Source organism: Amycolatopsis sp. NPDC052450 (assembly GCF_044547565.1).
Classification (GTDB): domain Bacteria; phylum Actinomycetota; class Actinomycetes; order Mycobacteriales; family Pseudonocardiaceae; genus Amycolatopsis.
In genome coordinates, this window is record NZ_JBIUAQ010000047.1 from 46726 (window position 1) to 57979 (window position 11254).

At 70.7% G+C, this 11254-nt stretch carries 8 protein-coding genes; 4 read left to right on the forward strand and 4 right to left on the reverse strand.

Translation table 11 applies throughout. The annotated features are described in order from the left end of the window. Positions 1 to 213: 213 nt before the first annotated feature. The gene (locus ACIHAO_RS40630) at positions 214 to 1083 is read right to left on the reverse strand and encodes an alpha/beta fold hydrolase (RefSeq protein WP_396567272.1); all 870 of its coding nucleotides are present in this window, start codon (positions 1081 to 1083) and stop codon (positions 214 to 216) included. 120 nt (positions 1084 to 1203) lie between these two features. On the opposite strand from ACIHAO_RS40630, the gene ACIHAO_RS40635 reads away from it, so the two are divergent. Next, on the forward strand, positions 1204 to 4287 hold the full coding sequence (locus ACIHAO_RS40635) for a BTAD domain-containing putative transcriptional regulator (protein ID WP_396567274.1): 3084 nt from the start codon (positions 1204 to 1206) through the stop codon (positions 4285 to 4287). Between the two features lies 1 nt (position 4288). On the opposite strand, the gene ACIHAO_RS40640 is transcribed toward ACIHAO_RS40635, so the two are convergent. From ACIHAO_RS40640 to ACIHAO_RS40650, 3 genes are read right to left on the reverse strand one after another with little or no spacing between them, the layout of a single operon-like run. Next, positions 4289 to 4585 (reverse strand): hypothetical protein, encoded by a 297-nt coding sequence (locus tag ACIHAO_RS40640; RefSeq protein ID WP_125786352.1) that lies wholly within the window; start codon positions 4583 to 4585, stop codon positions 4289 to 4291. Next, the gene (locus ACIHAO_RS40645; RefSeq protein ID WP_396567276.1) at positions 4578 to 7976 is read right to left on the reverse strand and encodes a TM0106 family RecB-like putative nuclease; all 3399 of its coding nucleotides are present in this window, start codon (positions 7974 to 7976) and stop codon (positions 4578 to 4580) included. The genes ACIHAO_RS40640 and ACIHAO_RS40645 overlap by 8 nt, the downstream gene beginning before the upstream one ends. A gap of 52 nt (positions 7977 to 8028) precedes the next feature. Next, positions 8029 to 8739, reverse strand: coding sequence for a GntR family transcriptional regulator (locus tag ACIHAO_RS40650; protein WP_396567278.1), 711 nt, complete (start codon positions 8737 to 8739; stop codon positions 8029 to 8031). Positions 8740 to 8860: 121 nt separating this feature from the next. Between ACIHAO_RS40650 and ACIHAO_RS40655 the strand changes: the two genes are divergently transcribed. The 3 genes from ACIHAO_RS40655 (at position 8861) to ACIHAO_RS40665 (ending at position 10893) form a co-directional block, all read left to right on the forward strand. Further along, positions 8861 to 9775: a glycoside hydrolase family 16 protein gene (locus tag ACIHAO_RS40655; protein WP_396567280.1), complete on the forward strand. Its 915-nt coding sequence runs from the start codon at positions 8861 to 8863 to the stop codon at positions 9773 to 9775. A gap of 9 nt (positions 9776 to 9784) precedes the next feature. Continuing rightward, positions 9785 to 10648, forward strand: a complete 864-nt coding sequence (locus ACIHAO_RS40660) for a sigma-70 family RNA polymerase sigma factor (RefSeq protein WP_396567282.1) — start codon at positions 9785 to 9787, stop codon at positions 10646 to 10648. Positions 10649 to 10716: 68 nt separating this feature from the next. After that, positions 10717 to 10893: a hypothetical protein gene (locus ACIHAO_RS40665; protein WP_396567284.1), complete on the forward strand. Its 177-nt coding sequence runs from the start codon at positions 10717 to 10719 to the stop codon at positions 10891 to 10893. The last annotated feature ends 361 nt before the right edge of the window (positions 10894 to 11254 follow it).

The window sequence follows — 11254 nt, forward strand, 5'->3', positions numbered from 1 at the left end:
GTTTTTGTTTTCCCTGTGTGTGGTGGGGGTTGTTGTTTTGGGGGTGGGGGTGTTCTGTAGACCACCACCCCCCCCCCCCCCCCCCCCCCCCCCCCCACCCCCGCGAAAGTACGAAGGCGTCCATCACTACATCAGACGCAGCGAAGGGAGCCTTCGCCCTACCGCCCGCCACTCACGACCCGCTCGCCCGGCCGAAGCCGCGTTCGAGAAGGCCTAGCGTGCGAGCAGGTCTCGCAGTGCCTTCACCACCTCCGCCGGTGATTCCTCGGCCATGAAGTGGCCCGCAGTGACCGTCCGGTGGTCGAGGTCCGTCGCCCACGCCCGCCAGAGCGCGACGGCGTCGTAGCCGAGCGCGGCACCCCAGTCCTGCTGGAGCACGGTGAGCGGCATGGCGAGCCGGTTGCCCGCCGCGCGATCGGCCTTGTCGTGTTCGACGTCGATGCCCGCCGACGCGCGGTAGTCGGCGACGATCGAGGTCACCGCGTTCCGCGAGGCCGTGAGGTACGCGGCCCGGACGTCGGCCGGGATCGCGTCGTCGCGCTGTGTCCAGGCGTCGAGGAAGTGACCGAAGAACGCGTCGGGCGCGGCGCCGATCAGCTGTTCGGGCAGTCCCGGCGGCTGCGCCATCAGATAGAGGTGGAAGCCGACCGCGGCGCGGGTGCCGTGCAGGACTTCCCACATGTCCAGCGTGGGCAGCACGTCGAGGATCGCGAGGTGGCTCACCTTGTCCGGATGGTCGAGCCCCGCCCGCAGGGCCACCAGCGCGCCCCGGTCGTGCCCGGCGAGGGCGAACCGGTCATGGCCGAACGCCTTCGCGACGGCGACGACGTCGGCCGCCATCGTGCGCTTCGAGTAGGTTTCGCCGGTGTCTTCGGGTTTGTCGCTCTCGCCGTATCCTCGCAGGTCAGGGCAGAGAACGGTGTGGTCCGCCGCCAGATCGGCCGCCACGTGCCGCCACATGAGGTGGGTCTCGGGGAAGCCGTGCAGGAGCACGATCGGGCTGCCGGTCCCGGCGACGGCGACGTCGAGTGCGACGCCGTCCGCCACGGGCACCCGCTGGTAGTCGAATCCGGTGATGCGCATGGATACCTTCCTGGTCGTTCCGTGATGACCGCCAGCGTCCCCGGCGCGAATCAGCACCCGGTCAGCGACGACCGAGCGGCCGGGGCACGATGATCACCGTCGGTGAAGAGGGAGGTGACGATGCGGTTCGGGGTGCTCGGCCCGCTCGTGGCCGAAGACGCGCGGGGAGCCGTCGCGCTCAAAGGGCCGCGGCACCGGGCGGTGCTGGCCAGGCTGCTGATCGCCCGCGGCCGCGTCGTGCCGGTGGAACGCCTGGTCGACGACCTGTGGGAGCGGCCGCCCGAGGGCGCGGTCGGCGCCGTCCAGACGTTCGTCGGTGCTCTTCGCCGCGCGCTGGAGCCGGATCGCGCGCCCCGCGAGCCCGCTCGGCTGCTCGTCACGGTCGCCCGCGGTTACGCGCTGCGCGCGGAGTCCGTCGACGCCTGGGACTTCGAGGCCGCCGTCGCCGCCGCCCGCGAACTGCTCGACGCCCGGCGGGCGGACGCGGCACTGTCGCAAGTGGACACCGCGCTCGCGTTGTGGCGCGGGACGGCGTATGCCGAGTTCGCCCACGAAGGCTGGGCGCGTGGCGAGGTCTCCCGCTTGACCGAACTCCGGCTGCTGGCCGGGGAACTGCGTGCCGAAGCTCTCCTCGCGCTCGGCCGGGCCGCCGAGGTGATCCCCGAGCTGGCACCACGGGTGCGCGAACACCCGTTGCGGGAGAACGGTTCCCGGCTGCTGGCCTTGGCGCTCTACCGTGCCGGGCGGCAGGGTGACGCGCTCACGGTGTTGCGCACCGCGCGCAAGCTGCTCGCCGACGAACTCGGCATCGATCCCGGCGCGGGCCTGCGCGAACTGGAAGCCGGCATCCTGGCGCAAGCACCGCGGCTGACGCCGTCCGCGCCCAAGATCGCCGAACGGCCGCTGGTCGGCCGCGACGCGGAGCTGACCAGACTCGAGGAAGCCGCGGCCCGGTCGCGGCTGGTGCTCGTGTCGGGCGACGCCGGGGTGGGCAAGACCGCGCTCGCCGAGGCGTTCTCCGCCCGGCTCGCCGCACGCGGCTGGGCCACGGCCTGGGGGAGCAACCCGGACGACGAGGGTGTGCCGCCCGCGTACGCGTGGACCCGGATCCTGGCGACCCTCGCCGACGCCGGATACGGCCCCGCGCCGACGGCGGAACCGGTGTCCGAAGATCCCGTCGCCGCGCGCTGGCGATGGCATCGGGCGGTCGCGACCTACTTGGCCGGCGCCAAGCCGCTGCTGCTCGTCGTCGACGACCTGCACTGGGCGGGTGAGGAGACGCTCGCGTTGCTGACCGCGGTGCTCGCCGAGCCGGTGCTGGTCGTCGCGACCCATCGAGGCACCGACCCGCCCGCGCGGCTGACGGATTTCCTCGGCAGGGCCGCACGCCACGAGCCGGTCCGCGTGTACCTCGGCGGCCTGCCCGAGACCGAAGTCGCCGGCCTGGTCCGGGTCACGACCGGAGAGGAAGTCGACTCGCGGACTGCTGCGTTGATCCACCGGCGCAGCGGCGGTAACGCCTTCTTCGCCCGTGAACTCGCCCGTCTGCTGGCCGCCGAGGGCCCGGCCGCGCTGGACGCGGTGCCGCCGGGAGTCCGCGACGTCGTCCGGCACCGGCTGGAAGCGCTACCGGACGCGGCGAGGAGCGTGGTGCGCCGGGCCGCGGTGATCGGCACGGACGTCGACCTGGACGTACTCGAGGCACTGGCCGGGGACACCGCGCTCGACGCGGTCGAAAGCGCTGTCCGGCAAGGATTCCTGACCGAGCCGGCGCCGCGTCGATTCCGGTTCGCGCACGCGCTCGTGCGGGACACGCTCTACCACGATCTCTCTCGTTCGCGCCGTGCCCGCGAGCACGGCGAGATCGCCGAGGCGCTGGAAGGTCTGCGCCCTGACGACGTCGATGCCTTGGCGCACCATTTCGTGCTGTCCGAGGAGCACGCGGACCGCGCCGCACACTACGCGCGGGCCGCCGCCGAACGGGCCGAAAGCCGTTTCGCGCAGGCTGAAGCGGCGAGACTTTGGGACGCCGCGCTCACCGCGTTCGATCGGTCCGGCGCCTCCGACGCGGAGAAGCGGCTGGAGCTGATCATGGGCAAGGCGCGTGCTTCGGCCGTCGCGGGCGGCCTCGGCCAGTCCCGCCGGCATCGGGCGGAAGCGCTGGAGCTGGCGGAAAAGCTGGACGATCCGCTGCTGACTGCGCGGGTGATCGGCGCGTTCGACGTCCCCGCCAGCTGGACCGAGAGCGACGATCCCGCACTCGCTGCCCGGATCGCGGGCGCCGTCGAGCGGACCCTCGCCGCGTTGCCCGCCGATCGTGAGGCCGAGCGGTGCCGTCTGCTGGCCACGCTCGCCGTCGAACTGCGGAACGCGGGCGGACGGCGGGCTCGCGACGCGGCACGGGAAGCCGAGACGCTCGCCCGCCGGATCGGTGACCCGGCCCTGCTGGCCTTCGCGCTCAACGCCCGGTTCCTGCAGTCCTTCGACCGCGCGGGGCTCGCACCCCGGCGGGCCGGGATCGGTGCGGAATTGGTCGACCTCTCCAGGCGGCATGGGCTGGTGACGTTCGAGGTACTCGGGCATCTCGTGCTCGTGCAGGCGAAGAGCGCGCTCGCGGAGTTCGCGGCCGCGGACCGGCACGCCGCTTCGGCGGATGAACTGGGGGAGAAGTACGGCCTTCCGCTCGTCGGCGTGTTCACCCGGTGGTATCGCGCGATGCGGACCGCGATGACCGGCGCCGGTGGGGAAGCCGCCTACCGCGCCGCGGCGGCGGGTCTCGCCGGAACCGCGATGTCCGGAGTGGACAACGGGATCCTCGCACTCGCCCTGTTCTGCGACCGGATCCAACGGGGCTTGCCGCCCGAAGTGCGCGAAGAAAGCTACGGAGCTTACGAAAGCTGGTGCCGTCCGGTGCTCCCGATCCCGGACTCGCCCCGCGACCTGCTGTACGAGGCGCGCACCTGCCTGCATGCCATCGTCGCGATCGAACTCGGCGACCGGACGGCGATGGAACGCCTGTACGCCGAGCTTCTCCCGGCCGAGGACGAGATCGCGGGCGCCGGAAGCGGAATGCTCACCCTCCGCCCGGTCGCGCACTATCTCGGCGAGCTGGCCACCGCCCTCGGCCTGCGAGAAGCGGCCGACGAGCACTATCGGAACGCGCACGCCATCGCGCTGAAGGCCGGTTCACCGCACTGGGATTGATTCACTGCTCCCGCATCGCGCGGCGGATCTCGGCCAGTTTGTCCTTGGCCGCCTTGTCGCGGTCGGCGATCTTCTTGTCCAGCGAGGCCACGTCTTCCTTGCCGCCGATGCCCGCGAGTTCGGTCGAGCCCAGCGAGGTCGTGTACCGCTGCTCGATGCGGTCGCGCACGTGATCGAACGAGGGCACCCCGGACTCGCTGTAGTCCGGGTCCGGAACCTCGACGGGAGGCACAGGGGTCTCCTCGACGATCTCGGCGTCGAGGATCTCCGGCTTCTTCTCCGGACTGTTCTCACTCATGGTCACTCCGTCCTGCGTGCCACGGCACGGCTTCGGTCATCAACCCGAGCATGCCCGAAACCAGCCGCATCTGGTCGACCGTGCGGATGTCGGCTTCGACCAGCCGTGGCGAGCAGACCACGATCGCGAGCGCCTGCGCCCGCGAGAGCGCGACGTTGAGCCGGTTCCGGGAGAGCAGGAAGTCCAGGCCACGCGGCAGATCGACGGCCGAAGACGAGGTCATGGTGGTGATCACCACCGGCGCCTCCTGCCCTTGGAACCGGTCGACCGTGCCCACCCGGACGCCCGGATACCCGGCCTGGTCGAGCGCACGCGCCACGACGCGGGCCTGCAGGTTGTACGGCGCCACGACCAGGATGTCCTCGTCACCGAGCGGCCGGGGATCGCCGTGGTCGGTCCAGGCGCGGCCGTGGAGTTCGGACACGAGGGCGGTGACCGCCTCGGCCTCTTCGACCGACCGTGTCGTGTTCCCGTGGTGATCGACCTCGGCGAGGTACAGGCCCGCCTCGACGCCCTCGATCGCCCGCTCGGCCGCCGAAGGATGCGAGTGCAGGCGTCCCGCGTAGGACAGCTGAGACACCGGAGAGCAGACGGCCGGGTGCATCCGGCGGGTCTCGTCGAGGAAGTACCCGAGTTCGGCCGGGATGATGTCGGCCTCGCCGATCAAATGCCCGAGCGCGGACGCCTCGGCGCCCGCCGGATGCGTGCCCTGCACGACCTGCGGCAGCTGCTGCGGATCACCCAGCAGCAGGAGGTTCTTGGCGCACATCGACACCGCGAGGGCGTCGGCGAGGGCGAACTGGCCGGCCTCGTCGATGATCAGCAGGTCGAAGGGCTCTTCCCGGATCGCGGCGTGCGCGAACGTCCACGCGGTCCCGCCGACCAGCTGGCCGGTGTCGTGCTCCTCGCGCCATTTCACCAGCGCGGGATTGGTCTTCGGCTGCTCCCAGGGCGCGGCCGGATCAGGGGTCCGCTTGGCGCGTTTGGCGCACGGCAGATCCGGCGCGTTCTTCAGCGCGGCGGACAGCACGTTCTCCACGGCCTTGTGACTGGTCGAGGTGACCGCGATCGTCTTGCCCGCACGCACCAGCTTCGCGATCAGCCTGCCCGCGAGGTACGTCTTGCCCGCACCGGGCGGGCCCTGGACGGCGAGCGCGGAGCCGTCGAGCGTCTCGACGGCCTCGATCACCGTGTTCACCAGATCCGCCCCGGGCTCGGGCAGGGGCCGGTCGTCCCGCAACCGCGGCGACGTGCGCCGGAGCAGATCGACGCCGGGATGAGCGGGCAGCACCGGCAGCGTGCCGACGACGAGGCGAGCGAGGTCCGCGACCGCGTCGTCCTTGGGGGACGGCCGGACAGGGCTCCCTGGCAGTACCGCCACCGGCCTGTCCGCGGTGGTCTCGTCGGGCGGGCAGCTTTCTTCGAGGGTCAGTTCGACGGCGGTGGCCGAGACGACCTTCGCGTCCCGTGCGGCCGCCCCGTACCGCAGGCGGACGTCGTCGCCGGGGGCGAAGGGATGCGGCCGGTCCGGGTCGCAGCGGAGCATGAGCGAGCGTTTCGCCTTCCGGACCCGGCCCGAAGGCGGCACCCATTCCCCGGCCTCCAGCGAAACCGGGACGGTGCACGCGTTGTCGGTCTCCAGGTCGCCGAGCGGGGCGGCCAGCTGGCGGAAGTACTCCCACCACGCGGGGTTCGTCTCGCGGCGGTGGTAGCCGACGGACGCGGCCAGCAGCGCGCGGGCGCGGTCCTCGCCGGTGAACTCGGTCGGGTCGTCGGGCAGGCCCTCCAGCAGCGGATCGACCAGCGCGGCCAGCTGCGCGGCGCGTTCCGCGCGTTTCTGGGCCGCGACGTCCTCTTCGGTCTGCCGGAGCAGAGCGTCCACATCGGACTCTTCCGGCGGCTCGGCGAGCTCGATCCCTTCCTCCACCCGGACCTTGTGGAGGAACTCGAACAACCGCAGCGTGGAAACGCAGTCGTATTCGTTGTAGTCGCTGATCCCGCGCAGCACTTCGTCCGCGTGTTCGGTCTCGCCGGAGGCGGTGAGCGTCAGGTACTCCTCGTAGGCCTCGATACTCGAAACCGCCGTCTTGACGTCGCCGTCGCGGGCTTCCGGCATGTAGAGCGGTTCGAGGTACTTGATGGAGTACGACCGCTGCGAGACCCGGAGTGCCTTGCGCACCACGGAATACAGGTCCACCAGCCCGCCGCTGCGCAACAAGTGGTCGACGGCGTCCTCGCGGGTCCCGTGCACGGCGGCGAGCCGTTTGATCGCGGTGACCTCGTACGGCGCGTAGTGGTAGACGTGCGAACCGGGATGCTCCGTGAGCCGCGCGGTGGCGAAGTCGACGAACTCCTCGAAAGCTCGCTTCTCCTGCGCCCGGTTGTGAGCCCAGAACGGCGTGAACTTCGTGTCGGCGTCCGCGGTCACCGCGCCGAAGAGGTATTCGAGCCCTTCGCCGGCCAGGGCGTAGGGATCGCCTTCCATGTCGAAGAAGACGTCACCGGGAGCGGGCGGCGGCAAGGTCGCCAGCGCGTCCGGATCGATGATCTCGTAGGCGATCTGCCCGGTGGCGTCCTGCCGGACCTGGATCGCGGCCTGGGCGCGCAGCGTGGTGAACGACGTCGTCGAGATGTCGCGTGGCCGATCCTCCGGTGTGGCGGTCGCGAGCGCGTCGATGGTGCCGAGTCCCGCGGCGACGAGCTTCCGCCGCTGGTCCCCGCGCATTCCCGCGACCAGCGAAAGGTCGCGATCGGCTTCGCGGGCACTCGCGCAATGGGCGGCGTAGGAGCAGCCACCGCAGGCGGGCCGTTCGTCGGCCCACAACGGGACCGGCAGGGTCGGCGGTCGGTTCCGCAGCCGGGCGCGGAGCCGGTCCACCAGCGGGAGGAAGTCGTCGACGCGGAACGAGCGGGTGCTGTGATCACCGAGCAGCAGGTGCATCCGCGGACCCGCGGGCCAGCCGGCGCGGCGCAGGGCGTCGGCGTACGCGGTCAGCTGGACCACCGCAGCGGGCTTCGCGTGCCTGGCCAGCTTCGTGTCGTAGACCTCGTAGCGGCCTTCGTCGTCCCTCATCAGGAAGTCGGCGCGGCCGGAGAACTCGCCGTCGTGGAAGACCGCCTGGTAGATCACCGGCGCGCCCGCCCGAAGCGCCTCTTCGGTGGCTTTCGCGGCGACGACCGGGTCTCGTTCGTCGATCTCGACGACGGCGCTGCGCTCGCCGCGCAGCTTGTCCAGCGTCGCGGCCTCGTGCGCGCGCCCGTGCGTGACCGCCAGCTGATCCGGCCCGGAGCCCGGTCGCGGCGCTCCCGGGAGACCGGCGGCCAGCGCCTGGTTCAGGAGGCTGCGGTGCTCGCATTCGAGCAGGTCGGCGAGATCGGACGGGGTGTACATCGCCCGGGAGTCTCGCATGCACTCGCGGCCGGACGGCCCCGGCGCGCCGGAGTCAGCCCGAGGTTTGGTCGAACGTCAGATGCGAGGTGATCCGGTAGCGGTCGCCGCGGTAGATCGAGCGGGTGTACTCGATCACGCGGCCGCTCTCGTCGCGGGTGGTGCGCTCGAACAACAGTGCCGGGGAGTGCTGCGGGACGCCGAGCAGGCCGGATTCGTCGGCGTCGGTGACGGTCGGCTCGATGATCTGCACGGCCGTCGCGGGGACGACTTCGTACCGCGTGCGGAGCAGTTCGTAGAACGAGCCGGATTCGAAGCCCGCGGCCGTGATGTCCGGTACGAGATCCCGCGGGACCAGGATCCGTTCGATCGCCATCGGCGCCTCTTCGACGACGCGGACGCGGGTGACGGCCACCAGCTGCCGGGCGGGGGAGACCTCGAGTCGTTTGCCGAGCCGGGCGCCCGCCGGGATGGTGGCGAAGTCGATCACCCGGCTGGTCCAGTGGCCCTCGGCGGGCGGGGCGAACTGTTCGCCGCCGGTGGCGGGCACGAGATCCTGGGAGATCTTGCGCGGTGCGGTGAACGTGCCGCGGCCGTGTTCGCGGACCACGAGACCGTCGCGTTCCAGCTCGTCGATCGCGGCCCGCAGGGTGGGGCGCGAGACGCCGATTTCGGTGCTCAGCGCGCGTTCCGAAGGCAGGACCTCGCCCGGCTGCCGCCGCTCGATGAGCAGGCGGAGCCGATCCTTGACCTCTGTTCGCCGCATGACCACAGCCTACCCAGTGGTCATCTCGAATTGGCTGGTGGACAAGTTGTCTAGACCTATTGACTTTACCACTTCACCGGGCGACGGTGGTGGAAACTGACCAGTGGTAAAGGGGACAAGGATGCCGAACCCAGGGAAGTTCCGTTCCGCCACCGTCGCCGCGTTGTCGGTCGCCGCACTGGGGCTCGCGCCGGGTACCGCGACCGGAGCGCCCGCTTGCGGGCAGCTGTTCGACGATTTCCACTACACCTCGCACACCGACGGGCTCTTGTCCCAGCACGGCTGGCAGGTGCGTTCCGGCGCCGGTGGCCCTGGCGTCGGCGGCGCGCGCTGGGCCCCGGAGGGCATCACGTTCCCGACGTCCGACGGTGACAAGGTGCTGCAACTCGCCTCCGTCACCGACGGCACGCCCGCGGGCACGACGCAGACCGAGATCATGCAGCCGGACCGGCGGTTCTTCGAAGGGACCTACGCGGCGCGGATCCGTTTCTCCGACGCGCCGGTGTCCGGTCCGGACGGCGACCGGATCAACCAGACGTTCTTCACGATCAGCCCGCTCCGCTACGACAACGACCCGATCTACAGCGAACTGGACTTCTCGGAGTACCTGCCCAACGGCGGATGGGGCGAGGCGGGGCCGGTCAACTTCCAGACCAGCTGGCACACCTACACGCCGGACCCGTGGTACGCCGAGAACAAGAGCGACAGCCAGCGCCGCAGCATCGACGGCTGGCATTCCGTCGCCGCGACCGTGTCCGGCGGCCATGTGCGGTACTACATCGACGGCGCCCTGGTGGCTGACCACGACCGCGGCGGGCCGTTCGACGTGTACCCGCGGCAGAACATGTCCCTCAATTTCAACCAGTGGTTCATCGACCTCACGCAGCACAGCGGTGGCACGAGCACCTACCTCGAGCAGGTGGATTGGGTCTACTACGCGAAGAACGAGGTCCTGACGCCACAGGCGGCCGCCGATCGGGCCGCCTCGTACCGGTCGGCGGGTGTGCGGTTCGCCGACGATCTCGGTGGCTGTTGAATGTGAGCGGTGGAGCGGCTGACTGAACGTTTCGAGGAGCACCGGACCAGGCTGCGGGCGGTGGCGTACCGGATGCTGGGTTCGGTCAGCGAGGCCGAAGACGCCGTACAGGACACGTGGCTACGGCTCGACCGCGCCGATGCGAGTGAGATCGAGGACCTCGGCGGCTGGCTGACCACGGTGGTGGCGCGGATCTGCCTGAACGTGCTGCGCTCGCGCGACCACCGGCGGGAGGAACCGCTCGACGACCAGTCGTCCGAGCCGATCGACTCCTCGGTCGATCCCGCCGCCGACGCGGTGCTGGCCGACTCGGTCGGCCTCGCGATGCTGGTGGTCCTGGACACGCTGGCCCCCGCCGAACGGCTCGCGTTCGTCCTGCACGACATGTTCGCCGTACCGTTCGACGAGATCGCCCCGCTGATCGACCGCACCCCGGCCGCCGCCCGGCAACTCGCGAGCCGCGCCCGGCGCCGCGTCCAAGGCCGTTCCGCCACCACGGAACCGGACGTCGCGCGACGCCGCCAAGTCGTCGACGCCTACCTGGCAGCAGCCCGCGGCGGAGACTTCGAAGCGCTCCTCGAACTCCTGCACCCCGACGTCGTCCTCCGCGCCGACAAGGCCGCGGGCCCATCGCGCGCGCCGATCTTCCTGCGGGGTGCCGACACGGTGGCCCGTGGTGCTGCGGCCGCTTCGGTGCGGGCGGCCGTCACCCAGCTCGCGCTGGTGAACGGCGGCATCGGACTCGTGATGGCCGACGAAGGACGGCCTTCGGTGGTCCTCGCGTTCGCTTTCGTGGACGGGAAGATCAGCGAGATCGACGTCATCGCGGATCGGGAACGGTTGCGGGGACTGGACTTGGTGATGGTGGACTGAGGCGGGATGCGTATCAGCGCGACCGGGACCGAGTGCTCTGTTCATCTGCCTTTCGGCGGCTGGCCGGAGTGGCTCAGGTCGCCGGCCTTGAAGGCTTCGAAGGCAACGCACAATCCTTCGGTTACGGCGACAAGTGGGGTGCCTATCAGGCGGTCCGGCTCGTCGGCGAACCTCCTTACGTGGCGGTCGATCTAGCCAGCCAGTACCGGGTCGCAGCGCTGAAGGAACTACGTGGTTCTACGTGATAGACAGGCCGCCGCTGGCGCTTCGGGTGATCTATCGCGACATCGCCCATGACGCCGTGGCCAAGGGAGCCTCCGAGAAAGGGCAAGGAGGCTCGATGCGCTCGGGCCGTCACCGACTACATCTGCTCACCGAGGCCCCAGCGGTCGATCTCCGCGAGCGGTTGGCGGGTCGGTCGCAGGGTTCGATGTTCGGCACCTGGTTCAACTGGGCGTGGGCATGCCGAGGGGCCCGTCGCCGGTGGTGGTCGGCGGGCTCCTCGGGTTCAGCGGCGTGGGGTTTGTAGCGGGTCGAGGTATTGCGGTGGGATGAACTCGGGTCGCCCATCTGGTGCTATGTGGACTTTCCAGCCGGATTGTCCGT